This is a genomic window from Pseudomonas sp. ok266 (assembly GCF_900110195.1).
Taxonomy (GTDB): domain Bacteria; phylum Pseudomonadota; class Gammaproteobacteria; order Pseudomonadales; family Pseudomonadaceae; genus Aquipseudomonas; species Aquipseudomonas neuropathica.
Map to the genome: position 1 here is coordinate 85,314 of NZ_FOCU01000015.1, position 20,407 is coordinate 105,720.

The window sequence follows — 20,407 nt, forward strand, 5'->3', positions numbered from 1 at the left end:
AACGATCATCGCGTGTCGCTACTGCGGCAACTCCAGATTATCCATCACCCGATTCACCGCCAGCTCGCCGAGCATGATCAGTTGCGCGATCCCCAGCAGCGTCCTGCGCTGCGACGCGGGTATCAGGTGGGCGAAGTCATGGGCGATGGTTCTGGCTGAGGCGAGGGTTTCGCTGGCATCGGCGAGCAGTTCCTCGTTTTTGAAGTCTGCGGTGACGGCGTACATCCGGCGGGTTTTACGGGGCGGCGGGGTGGAGCCGGGTGGGCAGAGGTAATGATCGAGCGCGTGTTCGGCGGCGTCGTTGAGCTTTTTTGAATCGAGGGATTCGTAGGGGGAAGCGAGGTCTGTTTCGGGTGGGTTGGGTGTTGGTTTGGTCATTGTGAAGCTCCCTAGAGTCATTGGAGCTGCCAACGTTCGCTGCGAGACGAATGAGGGTGGCAGCTATACGCGGGTCGCAGACCGGGACTCTAGAACCGGCAGACCCGAAGGTCTCCCACGTACAGCCGCCATAAAAAAGCGGGTGTTGTGCGTCCAGAGATCGACGGGCTGCGAGACCCGATCGCTGATTCGTCAGCGACCGGACCACAATAGAACCCGACCCCAAGGCGCACAAGCCGGCGGATTCTGGCTTGGCTGTAGGCAATGGCGCAAGGATTTGTAGCCTTGAGACCGTGTCTGCAGGTGTCTTTTAAGCGCTGGAGTTTAAAGGGCGATTTACGCTGACTTCACTGGCCTCTTCGCGAGCAGGCTCGCTCCCACATTTGGATTGCATTCCACTCCAATATTTGGAATTCGGTCCCCTGTAGGAGTGAGCCTGCTCGCGATGGTTTTTTTTCAGTCGATGAATTCGAACCAGACAAACCGCTATCGCGAGCAGGCTCACTCCTACACTGGCCGTGTTTTTCAATCAACCGCAAAAGTTGGAAAGCTTCTTGCAGTACCCGCCGTGAGCCCGCTCTGGGCGTCAAAAGTTTGCTTTAAAGGAACGGGGAAAACCGGTGGATCGCTCTCAGTTATTCAACACTGCTCGCACAAACGTTGCCGACCTCAGTCGAGGCAATCTGGGCGTGCCGTTGTTGTTGCTGGTCATGCTGGCGATGATGATGTTGCCGGTGCCGCCGTTCCTGCTCGACGTGTTCTTCACCTTCAACATTGCCCTGTCGATCGTCGTCCTGCTGGTCTGCGTGTATGCGCTGCGACCGCTGGATTTCGCCGTGTTCCCGACGATTCTGCTGGTCGCGACGCTGTTGCGGCTGGCGTTGAACGTGGCCTCGACGCGGGTGGTGATGCTCCACGGTCAGGACGGCCACGCCGCTGCCGGTAAGGTGATTCAGGCCTTCGGTGAGGTGGTGATCGGCGGTAACTACGTGGTCGGTATCGTGGTCTTCGCGATCCTGATGATCATCAACTTTGTCGTGGTGACCAAGGGTGCCGGGCGGATTTCCGAGGTGAGCGCGCGCTTTACTCTCGATGCGATGCCCGGCAAACAAATGGCGATCGACGCCGACCTCAACGCCGGTCTGATCGACCAGAACCAGGCCAAGATGCGCCGTCAGGAAGTCGCCCAAGAGGCCGAGTTCTACGGTTCGATGGACGGTGCCAGCAAATTCGTCCGTGGTGACGCCATTGCCGGCCTGCTGATTCTGTTCATCAACCTCATCGGCGGTATGGCCGTCGGTATCTTCCAGCACAACATGAGCTTCGGCGATGCCGGCAAGGTTTACGCCTTGCTGACCATCGGTGACGGTTTGGTGGCGCAATTGCCATCACTGTTGTTATCAACAGCGGCGGCGATCATGGTGACCCGTGCTTCCGGTTCGGAAGACATGGGCAAACAGATCAATCGCCAGATGTTCGCCTCGCCCAAAGCGCTGGCGGTGGCCGCCGGTCTGATGGCGGTCATGGGCCTGGTGCCGGGCATGCCGCATTTCTCGTTCCTGAGCATGGCTGCGCTGGCCGCTGGCGGCGCGTACCTGTTCTGGAAAAAGCAGAACGTCGCTAAAGTCGTGGCGTTGGAAGAGGTCAAGCGCCAGCAGGATTTGCTGCCGTCGCCGGCCCGCGCCATGGAAACCAAAGAGCTGGGCTGGGACGACGTGACGCCGATCGACATGATCGGCCTGGAAGTCGGCTATCGCCTGATTCCGCTGGTGGATCGTAATCAGGGCGGGCAATTGCTGGCGCGGATCAAGGGCGTGCGCAAGAAGCTCTCGCAGGATCTGGGCTTCCTCATGCCGACCGTGCACATTCGCGACAACCTCGACCTGGCGCCAAGCGCCTATCGCCTGACCCTGATGGGCGTGATTCTCGCCGAAGCCGAGATCTATCCAGATCGCGAACTGGCGATCAACCCGGGCCAGGTTTACGGCACGCTCAACGGTATCAACGCCAAAGATCCGGCTTTCGGCCTCGAGGCGGTGTGGATCGAAATCAGCCAGCGCGCCCAGGCACAATCGCTCGGTTACACCGTGGTCGACGCCAGCACCGTGGTCGCGACCCACTTGAACCAGATTCTGTACAAGCACTCCAGCGAGCTGATCGGCCACGAAGAAGTGCAGCAACTCATGCAATTGCTGGCCAAAAGCTCGCCGAAACTGGCTGAAGAGCTGGTGCCGGGTGTGGTCACGTTGTCGCAGCTGCTCAAAGTGCTGCAAGCGCTGCTCGCCGAACACGTGCCGGTGCGCGATATCCGCAGCATTGCCGAAGCCATCGCCAACAACGCCGCGAAGAGTCAAGATACCGCCGCGCTGGTGGCTGCTGTGCGGGTCGGCGTATCCCGCGCCATCGTCCAAAGCATTGTAGGTACTGAGTCCGAGCTGCCTGTGATCACCTTGGAACCAAGGTTGGAACAAATATTGCTCAATAGTCTGCAGAAGGCAGGACAAGGCTCGGAAGAGGGCGTTCTGCTGGAGCCAAGCATGGCCGAGAAGCTGCAGCGTTCGCTCATCGAAGCGGCGCAGCGTCAGGAAATGCAAGGTCAGCCGGTGATCCTTTTGGTCGCCGGCCCGATCCGCGCGATGCTCTCGCGCTTTGGCCGCCTCGCCGTCCCAGGACTGCATGTGCTGGCCTACCAGGAAATACCGGACAACAAGCAAGTGACCATCGTTGCGACAGTAGGGCCCAACGGCTGAGGTAGTGGTTTATGCAAGTTAAGCGTTTCTTTGCCGCCGATATGCGTCAGGCCATGAAGCTGGTTCGTGATGAGCTGGGCGCTGATGCTGCCATCATTGGCAACCGCCGCATTGCCGGCGGTGTCGAGTTGACGGCGGCACTGGATTACAAATTGTCGGCGCTGGCGCCACGGGTTCCGAACATGGAGCTCGAGGACGAACTGCGCAAGACCCAGTCGCGCATCGTCACCGCTCAGGCCGAGTTGAGCCTGCGTGGCGAAGCCGATGGCAATAGCAATCGCCAGATTTTCGCCGGGCTGCCATTGACCGCCGGCCTGCCGCTGACCGCCGCTGAACCGCTGACCGAGCCGACTTACGCCGCTCCGGCGCGTCCGGCCCCGGCACCTGCGCAGTCCTCCGGTGGTATCGATCCGCGTGCACTGGATTCGATGCGCTTTGAATTGAACAGCCTGCGCGAGCTGATGGAAGTTCAGCTCGGCACCCTGGCCTGGAATCAGCTGCAAGGCAGCCGTCCGGCGCAAGCCAACCTGTATCGCCGTCTGCAACGTATCGGCCTGTCCGGCCCGTTGTCGCGCGATCTGCTGGCGATGATCACTGATATCGAAGAACCGCGTCAGGCCTGGCGCATGCTGCTCGCGCATCTGGCCCGGATGATTGCCGTACCGGAAGTCGAGCCACTGGAAGAGGGCGGTATCATTGCCATGGTCGGCCCTGCCGGCATGGGCAAGACCACTACACTCGCCAAGCTTGCCGCGCGTTATGTGCTGAAATACGGCGCGCAGAATGTCGCGCTGGTGAGCATGGACAGTTTCCGTATCGGCGCTCAGGAACAACTGAAGACGCTGGGCCGCATTCTCAATGTGCCAGTGACCCACGTCGATCCGGGCCAATCGCTGGTGCAAGCGCTGGATCCACTGCTGCGCAAACGCGTGGTATTGATCGATACTGCCGGCCTGCAAGCCAGCGATCCGGCCCTGCGCATGCAGCTCGAAAGTCTGGCCGGGCGTGGCATTCGTTCAAAAAATTATCTGGTCTTGGCAACCACCAGCCAGAAACAGGTTCTAACCGCCGCTTATCACAGTTACAAGCGTTGCGGGCTTGCCGGCTGCATCCTGACTAAACTGGATGAAACGGCCAGCCTTGGCGAAGTGTTGAGCCTGGCGATCAGTCATGAATTGCCGGTCGCGTACCTGACCGATGGCCCACGGATTCCGGATGATTTGCATCTGCCGCGCCGTCATCAACTGGTCAGCCGCGCCGTCAGCGTGCAAATGCAGGAAGAACCCAGCGAAGAAGCCATGGCTGACATGTTCGCTGATATCTATCACAGCCCGACCAAGCAGGTAGGCTGAGGTATTCATGAACAGTTTTTGTACCTACATCGATGGTCTGCCATGCATTGTTCCGGTTGTGAACGCGCAGCCAGTAATGTGGCCTCCGTCTATGCAAGACAAGGTAAAGAAATAACATGGGCAGCATGCATCCCGTACAGGTGATCGCGGTGACCGGCGGCAAAGGTGGCGTCGGCAAGACTAACGTGTCAGTGAACTTGTCGCTGGCGCTGGCAGAGCTTGGCCGTCGGGTCATGCTGCTGGACGCCGACCTGGGTCTGGCGAACGTTGACGTATTGTTGGGGCTGACCCCTAAACGCACGCTGGCCGACGTCATCGAAGGCCGGTGCGAGCTGCGCGACGTGCTGTTGCAAGGCCCCGGTGGCATTCGCATCGTGCCGGCGGCGTCCGGCACCCAGAGCATGGTGCACCTGAGCCCGGCGCAACATGCCGGCCTGATTCAGGCGTTCAGCGACATCGGTGACAATCTCGATGTACTGGTGATCGATACCGCTGCGGGTATTGGTGACTCGGTAGTCAGTTTTGTTCGCGCCGCGCAAGAAGTGTTGCTGGTGGTCTGCGATGAGCCGACCTCGATCACTGACGCCTACGCGCTGATCAAATTGCTCAACCGCGATTACGGCATGAACCGCTTCCGCGTCCTCGCCAACATGGCGCAGAGCCCGCAGGAAGGGCGCAACCTGTTCGCCAAGTTGACCAAGGTCACGGATCGCTTCCTTGACGTGGCCCTACAATACGTCGGCGCCGTGCCTTACGACGAAAGCGTGCGTAAAGCGGTGCAGAAGCAGCGCGCGGTGTACGAAGCCTTTCCGCGTTCCAAGTGCGCGCTGGCGTTCAAGGCGATCGCGCAGAAGGTCGACACCTGGCCGCTGCCCGCCAACCCGCGTGGCCACCTTGAGTTTTTCGTCGAGCGCCTCGTGCAGCAAACGGCAGGGCCCGTGCTATGACCGCAAGCGGTATGAACTACTACAAGAAGTCGGCACGTGACGCGCAGTACGAGCTGATCGAGCGTTACGCGCCACTGGTCAAACGCATTGCCTACCACTTGCTGGCGCGCTTGCCGGCGAGTGTGCAGGTCGAAGACCTGATCCAGGCCGGGATGATCGGCCTGCTTGAAGTCTCGACCAAATACGACGCCAGCAAAGGCGCCAGTTTCGAAACGTACGCGGGCATACGAATCCGCGGCGCGATGCTCGACGAAGTGCGCAAAGGGGACTGGGCGCCACGCTCGGTTCACCGCAATACCCGTATGGTCAGCGACGCGATTCGCTCAATTGAAGCTAAAACCGGCCGTGATGCTAAAGATCACGAGGTTGCGGCCGAACTCCAATTGAGTCTCGACGATTACTACGGGATTTTGAATGACACCTTGGGCAGTCGCCTGTTCAGTTTCGACGACCTGTTGCAGGACGGCGAACACGAAGGGCTGCACGAGGATGGCGCGAGTGCTCATATGGAGCCGTCACGCGATCTGGAAGATGAACGTTTCCAGGCAGCGTTGGCGGACGCGATTGCCAATTTGCCGGAGCGTGAGCGACTGGTGTTGGCGCTGTACTACGACGAAGAGCTGAACCTCAAGGAGATCGGTGAAGTCCTTGGCGTCAGTGAATCGCGGGTCAGCCAGTTACACAGCCAGTGCGCGGCCCGTTTGCGGGGGCGTTTGGGGGAGTGGCGAGCGCGCTGAAGGCAGTGTGGGGACACTGCGAACGAGGCTGGTGCGGTGATGAACGGCACCGGTCTTGCTCTGTTGTGCTCCAGACAGTCTTCGAGTGCTACGCCGGAATGATTGAAATGGCGCGTCCAGGTGCTGGGCGCGTTTAAGACTGCTTGGAGGTCGAATTGGACAAGAACATGAAAATCCTCATCGTTGATGACTTCTCAACGATGCGGCGGATCATCAAGAACCTGCTGCGTGATCTGGGGTTCACCAACACTGTCGAGGCGGATGATGGCGTGACTGCCATTCCAGTGCTCAACAGCGGAAGCATCGACTTTCTGGTAACGGACTGGAACATGCCGGGCATGACCGGTATCGACCTGCTGCGTCACGTGCGTGCCGATGAAAAGCTCAAGCACTTGCCAGTGCTGATGGTGACTGCAGAAGCCAAGCGCGAGCAGATCATTGAAGCCGCTCAGGCTGGTGTAAACGGCTACGTAGTCAAACCTTTCACGGCTCAGGCGTTGAAAGACAAAATCGAGAAGATTTTCGAACGCATCGGCTGATGAACGCGCGGGGGAGCTATGGAGCATAACGAATCTTCACAGGGCGATTTCGAGTCGACCCTGAAAAAACACGCGGTCGAACTGGTCGAAAGCCTTGAAAAAGGCAGGTTCGGCGACGCTGTGCAACTGATCCATGAGCTCAATCAGACCCGTGACCGTGGCCTGTACCAGGAAGTCGGCAAGCTCACACGTGAACTGCACAGTGCGATCGTCAACTTCCAGATCGATCCGAACATGCCGCAGGCCGAGGAAGTGTCGCAAATCACCGACGCCACCGAACGCCTGGGCTATGTGGTCAAGCTGACAGAAGCCGCGGCCAACCGCACCATGGATCTGGTGGAAAGCGCCACGCCGGTGGTCAACAGTCTGGCTGATGAAGCGCAGACCTTGAGCGCCGATTGGGGTCGCTTCATGCGTCGCGAGGTCGGGGCTGAAGAGTTCCGCGAGCTGGCGCGCCGGGTCGACGGTTTTCTGTCACGCAGCAGCACGGACAACCGTGCGGTGTCGAGCAATCTCAACGACATCCTGCTGGCCCAGGATTACCAGGACCTGACCGGTCAGGTGATCAAGCGTGTGACCCAACTGGTCACCGAAGTCGAAAGCAATTTGCTCAAACTCGTGCTCATGGCCAGTCAGGTCGACCGCTTTGCGGGCATCGAACATGACCGCGCCGCGATGCTTGCAGAAAAAGATCCACAAAAACATCTCTCGCAGGGTGAAGGTCCGCAGATTCATGCCGATAAACGAGAAGACGTTGTGTCCGGTCAGGACGATGTGGACGATTTGTTATCCAGCCTCGGATTCTAGAGTTGTGGAATTTTAGGTTTTTTGGGTTTTTAGACCTGTAGGAGCACCCCATTAATGAGCTTCGGCGCCGATGAAGAGATCCTTCAGGATTTCCTGGTTGAGGCCGGCGAGATTCTTGAGCAACTGTCCGAACAACTGGTCGAGCTGGAAAGCCGCCCGGATGACGCAGATCTGCTCAACGCAATTTTTCGCGGTTTCCACACTGTAAAAGGGGGCGCCGGCTTCCTTCAGCTCAATGAGCTGGTGGAGTGCTGTCACATCGCCGAAAACGTGTTCGACATCCTGCGCAAGGGTGAGCGTCGCGTTGATGCAGAACTGATGGACGTTGTCCTCGAAGCACTGGACGCGGTGAACAGCATGTTCAGCGAAGTCCGTGAGCGTGCTCCGATCACCGCCGCCACCCCGGAACTGCTGGCCGCCCTGGCGCGTCTGGCCGAACCGCAATCGGCGGACGCCGCCCCGGCATCGCCGGTGGCCGAGATGATCGAAGACCAGGTCGTCGAAGGCGACGCGTCGGGCGACATCACCGATAACGAATTTGAACAACTGCTGGACTCGCTGAACGCCGTCAAGGCTGAAGCTGAAGCCCCGGCTGCTGCTGCCCCTGCGCAAACGGCCGCTGAAGCCGCGAGCGATGAAATCACCGATGCCGAGTTCGAGTCTTTGCTCGATCAGTTGCACGGCAAGGGCCAGTTCGCGGTGGACGCGGTTGCGCCAGTTGCAGCAGCTCCTGCGGCACCGGCCAAGGGCGACAGCTCCGACATCACCGACGACGAATTCGAAGCCCTGCTCGATCAGTTGCATGGCAAGGGCAACTTTGCCGTGGATGCGCTGGAGTCGGCGATTGCTTCGGCACCTGCGCCGGCTGCTCCAGCGGCCGCCGCTGCCGGCAGCGATCTGATCAGCGATCACGAGTTCGAATCGCTGCTCGACGAACTGCACGGCAAAGGCAAGTTCTCCGAAGTCGGCACCGCTGCTGCTGGCAGTGCTTCGACCGTCGCCACGCCGGCTGCCAAGGCACCGGCCGCTGCTGCAGCGCCCAAGCCTGCCGCCAAGCCTGAGCCGAAAGCCGAAGCGCCGAAACCGGCTGCTGCTGCACCGGCTCCGGCCCGTGCTGCCGCCGCACCGCCGCCAGAAAAACCGGCGAGCGAAGCGGAAACCACGGTACGGGTTGATACCGCGCGTCTCGACGAAATCATGAACATGGTCGGCGAGCTGGTGCTGGTGCGTAACCGTCTGGTGCGCCTGGGCCTCAACAGCGGCGACGAAGCCATGTCCAAGGCCGTGTCGAACCTCGACGTGGTCACGGCTGACTTGCAGACCGCGGTGATGAAGACGCGGATGCAGCCGATCAAGAAGGTCTTCGGGCGCTTCCCGCGTCTGGTTCGTGACCTCGCGCGTCAGCTCAAGAAAGAGATCAACCTGGAACTGGTGGGCGAAGAAACCGACCTCGACAAAAACCTTGTCGAGGCCCTGGCCGACCCGCTGGTCCACTTGGTGCGCAACGCGGTCGACCACGGCATCGAGTCGCCGGAAGAGCGCGAGGCATCGGGCAAGGCCCGTGGCGGTCGTGTTGTTCTGGCCGCCGAGCAGGAAGGCGACCACATCCTGTTGTCGATTTCCGATGACGGCAAAGGCATGGACCCGAACGTCCTGCGCGCCATTGCGGTAAAACGCGGTGTGATGGACAAGGACGCAGCCGATCGCCTGAGCGATACCGAGTGCTACAACCTGATTTTCGCCCCGGGTTTCTCGACCAAGACCGAGATCTCCGACGTGTCCGGCCGCGGTGTCGGCATGGACGTGGTGAAGACCAAGATTTCCCAGCTCAACGGTTCGATCAACATTTACTCGACCAAGGGCCAGGGCTCGAAGATCGTCATCAAGGTGCCGCTGACCCTCGCGATCATGCCAACCCTGATGGTCATGCTCGGCAATCAGGCGTTTGCGTTCCCGCTGGTCAACGTCAACGAAATCTTCCACCTCGACCTGTCGACCACCAACGTTGTCGACGGTCAGGAAGTGGTGATCGTGCGGGACAAGGCGCTGCCGTTGTTCTACCTCAAGCGCTGGCTGGTCAGCTCCGCCGCTCACGAAGAGCAGCGTGAAGGCCACGTGGTGATCCTTTCGGTGGGCACCCAGCGGATCGGCTTCGTCGTCGATCAGTTGGTCGGTCAGGAAGAAGTGGTCATCAAGCCATTGGGCAAAATGCTCCAGGGCACTCCGGGCATGTCCGGCGCCACCATTACCGGTGACGGCCGCATCGCGCTGATTCTCGATGTTCCAAGCATGCTCAAGCGTTACGCCGCACGGCGTATTTGAATCCGGGGCGGCGGGGCGACAACGTCCCGCTGCACCTAATGGAGTGTTTATGGCAGTCAAAGTCCTGGTGGTGGACGATTCGGGTTTTTTCCGCCGCCGCGTCTCGGAAATTCTTTCTGCGGATCCGAGCATTCAGGTGGTCGGCACTGCAACCAACGGTAAAGAGGCGATTGATCAGGCGCTGGCGCTCAAGCCGGACGTGATCACCATGGACTACGAGATGCCGATGATGGACGGCATCACGGCGGTGCGGCACATCATGCAGCGCTGCCCGACCCCGGTGTTGATGTTCTCCTCGCTGACGCACGAAGGCGCCCGGGTCACCCTGGATGCGCTGGACGCCGGCGCGGTGGATTTCCTGCCGAAGAATTTCGAAGACATCTCGCGCAATCCGGAGAAGGTCAAGCAACTGCTGTGCGAGAAGGTGCATAGCATCTCGCGCAGTAATCGTCGTTTCAGTGCCTACAGCGCGCCTGCGCCGGTTGCTGCACCAGCGCCGACGCCTGCTCCGGCAGCATCGAGCTTCAGCAGCCACAGCAGCAGTCACAGCACCAGCGCGCCGGCTCGTCCGGCTCCAGCGCCGGCACCGACTCGCGCCCCGGCCGCCAGCGCTTCGTCGCCTGCACCGAAACGCAAGGCCTACAAACTGGTTGCCATCGGGACCTCGACTGGCGGCCCGGTTGCGCTGCAACGCGTGCTGACTCAGTTGCCGGCGAATTTCCCGGCACCGATCGTGCTGATCCAGCACATGCCGGCAGCGTTCACCAAGGCCTTCGCCGAACGTCTCGACAAGCTCTGCCGCATCAGCGTCAAGGAAGCCGAGGATGGCGACATCCTGCGTCCGGGCCTGGCGTTGCTGGCACCGGGTGGCAAGCAAATGATGATCGACGGCCGTGGCGCGGTGAAAATCCTCCCGGGCGACGAGCGTCTGAACTACAAGCCGTGTGTGGACATCACCTTTGGTTCGGCGGCGAAATCCTACGGTGACAAAGTTCTGGCGGTGGTGTTGACCGGCATGGGCGCCGACGGCCGTGAAGGCGCGCGTCTGCTCAAGCAGGGCGGCAGCGCGGTGTGGGCACAGGATGAGGCAAGCTGCGTGATCTACGGCATGCCGATGGCCATCGTTAAAGCCGACCTCGCCGACGCGGTGTACAGCCTCGACGACATCGGCAAGCACATTGTCGAGGCGTGTCTCTGATGGATGTTTTAAGCCTTATCGGGATCATCATGGCGTTCGTCGCCATCATCGGTGGTAACTACCTTGAAGGTGGTCACCTCGGTGCGCTGGCCAACGGCCCGGCGGCATTGATCGTACTGGGCGGCACCATCGGTGCCGCACTGCTGCAATCGCCGATGAGCGCGTTCAAACGCGCCATGCAGATCCTTGCCTGGATTCTGTTTCCGCCACGGGTCGATCTGGCCGGTGGCATCGATCGCGTCGTCAACTGGAGCCTCACCGCGCGCAAGGAAGGCCTGCTGGGCCTGGAAGGCGTGGCCGATGCCGAACCTGACAACTACTCGCGCAAAGGCCTGCAACTGCTGGTCGATGGCGCCGAGCCGGAAGCGATCCGCAGCATCCTCGAAGTGGACTTCTACACCCAGGAAGCCCGCGACATCGAAGCGGCGAAAGTCTTTGAAAGCATGGGCGGCTACGCGCCAACCATCGGCATCATCGGTGCGGTGATGGGCCTGATCCACGTGATGGGCAACTTGGCTGATCCAACACAACTGGGCAGCGGCATTGCCGTGGCGTTCGTCGCAACCATTTACGGCGTGGCCAGTGCCAACCTGGTGTTGCTGCCAGTGGCGGCCAAGCTGAAGTCAATCGCGTTGCGGCAGTCGCGTTATCGCGAAATGTTGCTGGAAGGGATCTTGTCGATCGCCGAAGGTGAAAACCCTCGCTCCATTGAGTTGAAGCTGCAAGGCTTCATGGATTAAGGGAATAACCTCATGGCACGTCGTCGCCACCAGGAAGAGCATGTAAACCACGAACGCTGGCTGGTTTCCTACGCTGACTTCATCACGCTGCTGTTTGCGTTCTTCGTGGTCATGTACTCGATTTCGTCGATCAACGAAGGCAAGTACAAAGTCATTTCCGAAGCGCTGATCGGCGTCTTTACCGACTCCGACCGCTCGCTCAAACCGATCCCGATTGGCGATGAACGACCGAAGACCGTGACCCCGGCCAAGCCGCTGGTCAAGGACGCCGAGCAGGTTGACGCCGGTATTGCCGGTGCCAGCGATCCGCTGAAAAGCATCGCCGATGACATCAGCGCCGCGTTCGGCGATTTGATCAGCTCGAATCAGATGACCGTGCGCGGCAACGAGTTGTGGGTCGAGATCGAACTCAACTCCAGCCTGTTGTTCGGCAGCGGCGACGCCATGCCGAGTGACATCGCCTTCAACATCATCGACAAGGTTGCAGCGATTCTGAAACCGTTCGATAACCCGATCCATGTCGAGGGTTTCACTGACGATCAACCGATCCGCACCGCGCAGTACCCGACCAACTGGGAGCTGTCCTCGGCGCGTTCGGCGAGCATCGTGCGCATGCTGGCAATGCAGGGTGTCAACCCTGGTCGCCTGGCATCAGTGGGTTACGGTGAGTTCCAGCCGGTGGCCAACAACGCCACCGCTGAAGGCCGCGCGAAGAACCGTCGCGTCGTGCTGGTGGTGTCGCGAAACCTCGATGTACGCCGCAGCCTGACCGGCACTGGAACCGCCCATGCGCAACCGGATGCTGCGTTGAAGCGTGCTGGCACACAAACTGCACCGACCCCGGTCAAGACGCCGGGACGCGAGAGTGCCGTCAATTCTCCGTCACCCGCATTAACACGCTGAGCTATGTCTCGGTCGAGCATATCGGCCGGGAGGAACGAACCGAATGAGAGTCTGGGCAGTCGCCAATCAAAAGGGTGGTGTCGGTAAAACCACATCTTCCATCGCTTTAGCCGGATTGCTGGCGGAGGCGGGCAAGCGCGTGGTTGTGGTCGATCTCGACCCGCACGGCTCGATGACCAGCTATTTCGGCTATGACCCCGACAGCCTGGAACACAGCAATTACGACCTGTTTCTGCACAAGGGCAGCGTGCCGCAAGGCCTGCCGGGGCAGTTGCTGTTGTCGACCAGCGACGAACGCATTTCCCTGCTGCCATCGAGCACTGCACTCGCCACCCTGGAGCGTCAGTCGCCAGGGCAGAGTGGTCTCGGTCTGGTGATCGCCAAGAGTCTGGCGCAACTGTGGCAGGATTTTGATTACGCGGTGATCGACAGCCCGCCGTTGCTCGGCGTGCTGATGGTCAACGCCCTCGCGGCGAGCCAGCAACTGGTGATTCCGGTGCAGACCGAACATCTGGCCGTCAAAGGTCTGGAGCGCATGGTCAACACCTTGGCGATGATCAACCGCTCGCGCAAACAGGCGCTGCCGTTCAGCATCGTGCCGACCCTGTTCGACCGCCGTACCCAGGCCTCGATGCATACCTTGCGCGTGCTGCGCGACAAATTCCCCGACGAGATCTGGCAGGGTTACATTCCGGTCGATACCCGTCTGCGCGACGCCAGCCGGGCCGGTGTCACGCCTTCGCAATTCGACGGCAAGAGCCGTGGCGTGCTGGCGTATCGCGCACTGCTCAAGCATCTGTTGGCGCAACAACTTGTTCCGCAGGTGGCGTGAGCATGAATCGCCCGGTCAAACTCACATCGCGTCCGCAATTGGCGTTGCAGTCTTATCTGGATAATTTGCTGCTGGAAATTCCTGAGGAGCTGCCGCCGGTCATTGAGGCGCAGCCTGAAGTCGTCGAAAGCACCGAAACGCTGGACGAATTCCAGGCCGCAGTGCTGGAAGAGCAGGCGCGTGACGCACAGAAAGCGACCAGGCCTGCTGCGCCGGTTGTCGCGCCTGCCGCCGCACCGGTCGCCAAGGCACCGGTTGCATTGATTGAAGAAGCCGAGCCGGTTCGCGCACCGGTCTCGACACTGGCGCCGTTGCTGCAAACCCAATTGCTGAAAACCGCGCCGGAACCGGCAGTGGTCGAACCGGCCCCAGCTCCGGTTGCACCCGCGCCCGTCGAACAGACGCTGGTCCCGCCGCTGGTGGAGGTACATCTGCCGCCGAGCAATACGCCGCCACCGGTGGAAACCGATGGTCGCCCGGCCTGGGCCTCGGAAGCGTTCGAATGCCTGCTGTTCGACGTTGCCGGCCTGACGCTGGCCGTGCCGCTGGTGTGCCTCGGCTCGATCTACTCGCTGGCCGGCCACGAGCTGACGCCGCTGTTCGGTCAGCCGGAATGGTTCCTCGGGATTTTGCCGAGCCAGGCCGGCAACCTGAAAGTGTTGGACACCGCGCGCTGGGTCATGCCGGATCGCTACCGCGATGACTTCCGTCAGGGCCTGCAGTACGTGATTTCGGTACAAGGTTACGAGTGGGGGCTGGCGGTGCATCAGGTCAGCCGCTCGTTGCGTCTGGACCCGAATGAAATCAAATGGAGAAGTCACCGGGGTCAGCGGCCATGGCTCGCCGGCACCGTGATTGAGCACATGTGTGCATTGCTTGACGTTTCCGCACTGGCCGAGTTGATCGCCAGCGGTGGGGCAAAGCACCTCGGCGGCCACAAGCCGCTACATAAACCGACATAGCAGCCGACATAACAATCAGGCGACGGCATTGTTGAATGCCGCCACACAGAACACACACCGCTCAGAGCGGTTTTTTCGAGGGGTCAGGGTATGAGTAGTCAGGCGACGAATGCAAAAGGTTCTGAAGATCCGATCCTGCAATGGGTGACCTTCAAACTGGACAACGAGACTTACGGCATCAACGTGATGCGCGTTCAGGAAGTGCTGCGCTACACCGAGATCGCTCCGGTGCCGGGCGCGCCAAGCTACGTGCTGGGCATCATCAACCTGCGCGGTAACGTGGTCACCGTGATCGACACCCGTCAGCGCTTCGGCCTGAACAGCGGCGAGATCAGCGACAACACCCGTATCGTCATCATCGAAGCCGACAAGCAAGTCGTCGGCATCATGGTCGACAGCGTGGCCGAAGTGGTTTATCTGCGTCAGTCGGAAATCGAGACGGCGCCGAACGTTGGCAACGAAGAGTCGGCCAAGTTCATCCAGGGCGTGTGCAACAAGAACAACGAGTTGCTGATCCTGGTCGAGCTGGACAAGATGATGAGCGAAGAAGAATGGTCGGAACTGGAGAGCATCTGATTGATTCTCGAGGTTGCGGTCATTGTCCTGTTCCTCTTCTGGGCTGGCACACTGGCAATGTTTGTGTCGTACATCAAGGCGCAGCGGGTGATCGCTGCGCAACAGGCTCAGGGCGATGCGTTGCGTGACCAGCGCATCAAAGACCTGGCCAAGCGTGTCGACGACTACCAGAACGGCAACGTGCGCATGGGCGACGCCCTGCACGAGTTGCGCGCGGTGGTGAATCCGTTGCCGGACAAGATTGTCGCGCTTGAACAACGCGACCCGTCGAGCCTGTCATTCGCCCAAGCGGCGAAACTGGTGGGCATGGGCGCAAGCGTCGATGAACTGACTCAGTCCTGCGGGTTGACCCAGGCTGAGGCGGAGTTGATGCGCAAACTTCACAAAAACTGATTTTTGCGCTCAAGCTGATTGCCTATTCGCGAGCAAGCTCGCTCCCACATTAGATCGGTGTACGCCGAACCAATGTGGGAGCGAGCTTGCTCGCGAAGGCGTCTTCGAAGTCTCAGTAATCATCCCCGCGATCGGTGACGTCTTTCTCGACCATCGGCGCATTCGGGTCCTGCCCCTCGGGGAATTTGCCCTTCAGATTCCACGCAAACGCGATGATCTCGGCGATGGTGCGGTACAACTCTTCGGGAATGCTGTCGCCCAGCTCCATTCGCGCCAACAACCGCACCAGTTCAGCGTTCTCGTAAATCGGCACTTCACAGTCGCGAGCAATGCGCAGGATTTCTTCGGCCAGTTCGTCATCACCTTTGGCGGTGAGGGTTGGCGCGTGGTTGCCGTCGTATTTGAGGGCGATGGCCTGGCGTGGGGCAGTGGAATCGTTCATGCGGTTTCGTCGACCCAGCGATGTTCAAGACGGGTTTGGTTGCCTTGCGGCGGGGTGCCATGGTGGCAGTCGATGTCGCCGACGTTCAGCCCGCGATCGAGCAGGCGCTGGCGCAGGGCAAACAGGTTGTTTTCGATGAGTTCGGCGGTGTACGGCCGTTCGGCCCACAGTTGGCTGGACAGGCTGCCGGCGATCAACTGCGCCTGAATTTGCATCGGCCCGAGCGGTTCCATGTCGAACGCCAGATCGACGCGCCACAGTTGTTGCTTGGGCTCGCGCTCATCGCGGCGCTCGTTCGCTTGCGGTTCTCGCTCCGGTGCTTCTTCACGCTGAAACTTGACCTGCAACGGCACGATGTCCTGCAGATTGCGCATGGGAATTTCCAGCTGCCAGGTGCTGAGCAGGCGCCCATCGTCGGTGACGCCGGTCTGCTCCAGGCTCGACAGCTGATGGCTTTGCAGGCGTGAAACAGCGGCAGCAGCGAGGCGCAACAACTGTTCCAGATCGCCTTCGCCGTCCAGGCTTTGCAGCAAACGCTCGGGCAGTGGGAAGCTGCTTGGCACCGGTTTCGCGCTGACCTGACCGAGCATGCCGAGCGCATTACGCACGAAACTCGGCAGCGCTTGCGCCAGGGTGTTGGCGGCGATGATTGCGTTGAAACTGGTGCTGCTCGGCAAACCCGGGGTCAGTTGTGCGATCAGCTTGAGCAGATCGGCTTTCATGTCCGGTGCCAGCGTCGGGTTCTGCCCGGTCAGCAGCTTGCCTTCGAGGAACACGCCGCTGTTGGCCAGGGCAAGGGCCACGCCTTTGGCGGTGCTCAGTTGTTGCACGTCCGGGAGGCTGGCAAGGAGCTTGTCGACCACCGCGCGTAGATCCGCAGAGGTTTGGTCGGTGGCGGGTGGCAGGTTTTGCAGCGCGTTCAACAACCCGCTCAGCGACGCCTGACGACTTTGCTGGCCGAGCAGTTGCTGACTCACGGCCAGTTGTTCCTGACGGCTGCTCATTGGCAGGAATTTCAGGGTTTGTGCGTCTTCGACCAACGCCGACAGCAAAGTGCCGATGCGCAGCGGCTGCGGGCTGTCGATGGTCAGTGTGCTGCCGCTCTGCGCGGTGTTGAGCAAACTGACCAAGGAGCGGAACACCGCTGCCTGCCCCGGCGTCTGCGGCAGCGCCTGCGAGGTCAGCACCTTGCCTTGCAGCAGGGTTCCGACCGGCAATTGTGCGGTGTCGATGCGGGTGAGGGCGGCGACGCTGCTGGCAATGGCTTGTTGCACAGTAATCGCCAGATTGCCCGCCGAGGGCTGAGTGATCGCCAGACTGGTGCCTTGGGGTAGCGGCAGATTGCTGGTCGCTTGCACGGTGGTCTGGCGTCCGCCGTCGACGGTCACCTTGAGCAATAGCTGAAAAGTCTGATCCGCCTGCTTGAGCGATAACACCTCGGCCTTGGCGCTTTGCCCGGCGCCGATCAGGCCTTCGACCGGGGTCAGCAGCTTGAGCAGCTCACCGACCTGCGGGCGAACGGTCGCCGGGGTGGTGGGCGGGAGCGGGAGGATGTTTATTTCGCCTGTCATACGCGGACACAACCTGAGGAAAATGCACTCTTGAGAGTAAGGCACGACATGTATAATGCCGCCCGTCTTGCGCTTCGAATAAAAAACATAGCAATTGTTTGACCCAGCTCTCTAGATCGAGCCGTCAATGCATCTATGCTGCATCTCTTTAACGGCCGCGCCAGAGCCGACTTGAACCGTATAAGGCCCGTGATCCCTTGACCAGTCCTGTCCTGCAAACCGTTGCCCTCGCGTGTGAACGTGATCTGCGGCTGCTCTTCGAAAATCTCGAATTGAGACTCGCCAGTGGCGATATGGTGCAGATCAGCGGTCCCAACGGCAGCGGCAAGACCAGCCTGTTGCGTCTGCTTTCAGGGCTGATGCAGCCGACCGCCGGGCACGTCCTGCTCAATGGCCAGCCGCTGACCGAACAACGCAGCGAACTCGCACGCAATCTGCTGTGGATCGGCCACGCCGCCGGGATCAAGGATTTGCTGACCCCTGAAGAAAACCTCTCCTGGCTCTGCGCCCTGCATCATCCCGCCGAACGCGAGGCCATCTGGCAAGCCTTGGCAGCCGTAGGATTGCGCGGTTTCGAAGATGTTCCCTGCCACAGTCTGTCCGCCGGTCAGCAACGCCGCGTGGCGTTGGCTCGTTTGTTTCTGGACAGCCCGCCGCTGTGGATTCTCGATGAGCCGTTTACCGCACTGGACAAGCAGGGCGTGGCGCAGCTCGAAGAGCATCTGGCCGGGCACTGCGAACGCGGTGGTCTGGTGGTGTTGACCACGCACCATACGCTGAGCCGGATGCCGGCCGGTTATCGCGATATCGATCTGGGGAACTGGGCAGTATGAGTGTGTTTGGCCTGCTGGTTGCCCGTGAATCCCGACTGCTGTTTCGCCGCCCGGCGGAACTGGCCAATCCGCTGATTTTCTTCGCCATCGTCATCGCGTTGTTCCCGCTGGCCGTCGGCCCGGAAACTCAAGTGTTGCAAAACCTGTCCCCCGGGTTAGTCTGGGTGGCGGCGCTGTTGTCGGTCCTGCTCTCGCTGGACGGGCTGTTCCGCAGTGATTTCGAAGACGGCTCGCTGGAACAGTGGGTCCTTTCGTCGCACCCGTTGCCACTTCTGGTCTTGGCCAAGGTGCTGGCACACTGGCTTTTCTCCGGTCTGGCGCTGGTTCTGCTCTCACCGCTGCTGGCGTTGATGCTCGGTTTGCCTGCCGCCTGTCTGCCGGTTTTGCTGCTTTCGTTGTTGCTGGGAACACCAGTGCTGAGCTTGCTCGGCGCGGTGGGCGCGGCACTGACGGTCGGTTTGAAGCGTGGCGGCCTGTTGCTGGCGCTGCTGATTCTGCCGTTGTACATCCCGGTGTTGATCCTCGGCAGTGGCGCTTTGCAGGCAGCCCTCCAAGGCATGCCGGCGACCGGGTATCTGCTGTGGCTGGGTAGCCTGACCGCCCTGGCGATCACCCTGACACCGTTTGCAATAGCTGCTGGCCTGAAGATCAGCGTCGGCGAATAATGAGGTCTGGTTAAAATTTAACCAGCAAAGACCCTGAGACTGCTCACACCGATGAGCGGCACCCGTGATGGAAACAGTATGAACTGGACCTGGTTTCACAAGCTCGGCTCGCCCAAGTGGTTCTACGGCATCAGCAGCAAGTTCTTGCCATGGCTGAGCATTGCAGCGTTGCTGTTGATTGGCGTCGGCGTCGTTTGGGGCCTGGCTTTCGCGCCGCCGGATTATCAGCAAGGCAACAGCTTTCGCATCATCTATATCCACGTACCTGCGGCGATGCTCGCTCAGTCGATCTACGTAATGCTGGCGGTGTGCGGCGTGGTCGGGCTGGTGTGGAAGATGAAACTGGCCGACGTCGCCCTGCAATGCGCCGCACCGATCGGCGCGTGGATGACCGCCGTGGCGCTGGTCACCGGGGCGATCTGGGGCAAACCGACGTGGGGCTCGTGGTGGGTCTGGGATGCGCGCCTGACCTCGATGCTGATTCTGCTGTTCCTGTATTTCGGCGTGATCGCGCTGGGCAATGCCATCAGCAACCGCGACAGCGCCGCCAAGGCCTGCGCGGTGCTGGCCATCGTCGGCGTGATCAACATCCCGATCATCAAATACTCGGTGGAGTGGTGGAACACCCTGCACCAGGGCGCGACCTTCACCCTGACTGAAAAACCGGCGATGCCTGCCGAAATGTGGCTGCCACTGCTGCTGACGGTGCTGGGTTTCTACTGCTTCTTCGGCGCCGTGCTGCTGCTGCGCATGCGTCTTGAAGTGCTCAAGCGTGAGGCCCGTGCCAGTTGGGTGAAAGAAGAAGTGCAGCACAGTCTGGAGGCCGCTCGATGAGTTTTGCTTCATTCGGCGACTTCCTCGCTATGGGCCATCATGGCCTGTATGTCTGGTCGGCCTACGGCATCTGTCTGGCGGTGCTGATCCTCAACGTGGTGGTGCCGATCGCGGCCCGCAAGCGCTATCTGCAACAAGAGGCGCGTCGTCTGCGCCGGGAGAACGGCAAGTGAATCCGCTGCGCAAGAAACGTCTGATCATCATTCTGGCCATTCTGGTCGGGGTCGGCGCTGCCGTCGGCCTGGCGCTCAGCGCCCTGCAGCAGAACATCAATCTGTTCTACACGCCGACCCAGATTGCCAACGGCGAAGCACCGCAAGACACCCGCATCCGCGCTGGCGGCATGGTCGAGAAGGGTTCGCTGCAACGCTCGCCGGATTCGCTCGACGTCAAATTCGTCGTCACCGACTTCAACAAATCCGTGACCATCACCTATCGCGGCATCCTCCCGGATCTGTTCCGCGAAGGGCAGGGCATCGTCGCCCTCGGCAAGCTCAACGCCGACGGCGTGGTGGTGGCCGATGAAGTGCTGGCCAAGCACGACGAGAAGTACATGCCGCCGGAAGTGACCAAAGCCTTGAAAGACAGTGGTCAATCGGCACCAACGCCTGCGAAGGAGGGTTGAT

Annotated in this window: 22 protein-coding genes; 19 read left to right on the forward strand and 3 right to left on the reverse strand. The window is 60.6% G+C overall.

From position 1 onward, the window contains the following. Positions 1-18 precede the first annotated feature (18 nt). Complete coding sequence (locus BMY54_RS25545; protein WP_093439764.1) at positions 19-378, reverse strand: DUF6124 family protein; 360 nt, start codon at positions 376-378, stop codon at positions 19-21. A 620-nt stretch (positions 379-998) separates the two neighbouring features. On the opposite strand from BMY54_RS25545, the gene flhA reads away from it, so the two are divergent. The 14 genes from flhA to BMY54_RS25615 all read left to right on the forward strand — a co-directional run bounded on the left by flhA (position 999) and on the right by BMY54_RS25615 (position 15,436). Continuing rightward, positions 999-3,128 (forward strand): flagellar biosynthesis protein FlhA, encoded by a 2,130-nt coding sequence (flhA, locus tag BMY54_RS25550; RefSeq protein WP_093439768.1) that lies wholly within the window; start codon positions 999-1,001, stop codon positions 3,126-3,128. An 11-nt stretch (positions 3,129-3,139) separates the two neighbouring features. Next, positions 3,140-4,480, forward strand: a complete 1,341-nt coding sequence (gene flhF, locus BMY54_RS25555; protein WP_093439773.1) for a flagellar biosynthesis GTPase FlhF — start codon at positions 3,140-3,142, stop codon at positions 4,478-4,480. A 116-nt stretch (positions 4,481-4,596) separates the two neighbouring features. Then, a complete protein-coding gene (gene fleN / locus BMY54_RS25560; protein WP_003222917.1) occupies positions 4,597-5,427 on the forward strand; it encodes a flagellar synthesis regulator FleN in 831 nt (276 codons plus the stop codon). Beyond that, positions 5,424-6,164, forward strand: a complete 741-nt coding sequence (gene fliA / locus BMY54_RS25565; RefSeq protein ID WP_093439777.1) for an RNA polymerase sigma factor FliA — start codon at positions 5,424-5,426, stop codon at positions 6,162-6,164. Before fleN ends, fliA begins: the two co-directional genes overlap by 4 nt. Positions 6,165-6,331: 167 nt before the next feature. Next, the gene (locus BMY54_RS25570; protein ID WP_161986607.1) at positions 6,332-6,703 is read left to right on the forward strand and encodes a chemotaxis response regulator CheY; all 372 of its coding nucleotides are present in this window, start codon (positions 6,332-6,334) and stop codon (positions 6,701-6,703) included. Positions 6,704-6,721: 18 nt separating this feature from the next. After that, positions 6,722-7,510, forward strand: coding sequence for a protein phosphatase CheZ (locus tag BMY54_RS25575; RefSeq protein ID WP_007920000.1), 789 nt, complete (start codon positions 6,722-6,724; stop codon positions 7,508-7,510). 54 nt (positions 7,511-7,564) lie between these two features. Next, the gene (locus BMY54_RS25580) at positions 7,565-9,832 is read left to right on the forward strand and encodes a chemotaxis protein CheA (RefSeq protein ID WP_093439786.1); all 2,268 of its coding nucleotides are present in this window, start codon (positions 7,565-7,567) and stop codon (positions 9,830-9,832) included. 49 nt (positions 9,833-9,881) lie between these two features. Then, positions 9,882-11,030, forward strand: coding sequence for a protein-glutamate methylesterase/protein-glutamine glutaminase (locus tag BMY54_RS25585; protein WP_093439790.1), 1,149 nt, complete (start codon positions 9,882-9,884; stop codon positions 11,028-11,030). Beyond that, positions 11,030-11,770: a flagellar motor protein gene (locus tag BMY54_RS25590; RefSeq protein WP_003222929.1), complete on the forward strand. Its 741-nt coding sequence runs from the start codon at positions 11,030-11,032 to the stop codon at positions 11,768-11,770. The genes BMY54_RS25585 and BMY54_RS25590 overlap by 1 nt, the downstream gene beginning before the upstream one ends. 12 nt (positions 11,771-11,782) lie before the next feature. Further along, entirely contained in the window at positions 11,783-12,673 is an 891-nt protein-coding gene (gene motD / locus BMY54_RS25595; RefSeq protein WP_093439795.1) for a flagellar motor protein MotD, read from the forward strand. Between the two features lie 43 nt (positions 12,674-12,716). Beyond that, entirely contained in the window at positions 12,717-13,505 is a 789-nt protein-coding gene (locus BMY54_RS25600) for a ParA family protein (RefSeq protein WP_008077691.1), read from the forward strand. Positions 13,506-13,507: 2 nt separating this feature from the next. Further along, complete coding sequence (locus BMY54_RS25605; RefSeq protein ID WP_093439800.1) at positions 13,508-14,467, forward strand: CheW domain-containing protein; 960 nt, start codon at positions 13,508-13,510, stop codon at positions 14,465-14,467. 90 nt (positions 14,468-14,557) lie between these two features. After that, positions 14,558-15,043: a chemotaxis protein CheW gene (locus BMY54_RS25610; RefSeq protein ID WP_003222936.1), complete on the forward strand. Its 486-nt coding sequence runs from the start codon at positions 14,558-14,560 to the stop codon at positions 15,041-15,043. Then, positions 15,044-15,436, forward strand: coding sequence for a DUF2802 domain-containing protein (locus BMY54_RS25615; RefSeq protein WP_093439804.1), 393 nt, complete (start codon positions 15,044-15,046; stop codon positions 15,434-15,436). A 112-nt stretch (positions 15,437-15,548) separates the two neighbouring features. Here BMY54_RS25615 and BMY54_RS25620 read toward each other — a convergent pair whose 3' ends face one another. Together BMY54_RS25620 and BMY54_RS25625 are read right to left on the reverse strand one after the other, a co-directional pair. Next, entirely contained in the window at positions 15,549-15,878 is a 330-nt protein-coding gene (locus BMY54_RS25620; protein ID WP_016987484.1) for an EscU/YscU/HrcU family type III secretion system export apparatus switch protein, read from the reverse strand. Next, the gene (locus tag BMY54_RS25625; RefSeq protein WP_093439809.1) at positions 15,875-17,449 is read right to left on the reverse strand and encodes a flagellar hook-length control protein FliK; all 1,575 of its coding nucleotides are present in this window, start codon (positions 17,447-17,449) and stop codon (positions 15,875-15,877) included. Before BMY54_RS25625 ends, BMY54_RS25620 begins: the two co-directional genes overlap by 4 nt. 197 nt (positions 17,450-17,646) lie before the next feature. On the opposite strand from BMY54_RS25625, the gene ccmA reads away from it, so the two are divergent. The 5 genes from ccmA to ccmE all read left to right on the forward strand — a co-directional run bounded on the left by ccmA (position 17,647) and on the right by ccmE (position 20,406). Further along, entirely contained in the window at positions 17,647-18,282 is a 636-nt protein-coding gene (ccmA, locus tag BMY54_RS25630) for a cytochrome c biogenesis heme-transporting ATPase CcmA (RefSeq protein WP_093439814.1), read from the forward strand. Next, positions 18,279-18,947 carry a heme exporter protein CcmB gene (ccmB, locus tag BMY54_RS25635; protein WP_007919970.1) on the forward strand — a complete coding sequence of 223 codons (669 nt, stop codon included), beginning with the start codon at positions 18,279-18,281 and terminating at the stop codon, positions 18,945-18,947. Before ccmA ends, ccmB begins: the two co-directional genes overlap by 4 nt. A 78-nt stretch (positions 18,948-19,025) precedes the next feature. Beyond that, a complete protein-coding gene (locus BMY54_RS25640) occupies positions 19,026-19,781 on the forward strand; it encodes a heme ABC transporter permease (protein WP_016987487.1) in 756 nt (251 codons plus the stop codon). Beyond that, positions 19,778-19,954 (forward strand): heme exporter protein CcmD, encoded by a 177-nt coding sequence (ccmD, locus tag BMY54_RS25645; protein ID WP_093439819.1) that lies wholly within the window; start codon positions 19,778-19,780, stop codon positions 19,952-19,954. The genes BMY54_RS25640 and ccmD overlap by 4 nt, the downstream gene beginning before the upstream one ends. Continuing rightward, positions 19,951-20,406, forward strand: a complete 456-nt coding sequence (ccmE, locus tag BMY54_RS25650) for a cytochrome c maturation protein CcmE (protein WP_085699419.1) — start codon at positions 19,951-19,953, stop codon at positions 20,404-20,406. The genes ccmD and ccmE overlap by 4 nt, the downstream gene beginning before the upstream one ends. Position 20,407 lies beyond the last annotated feature (1 nt).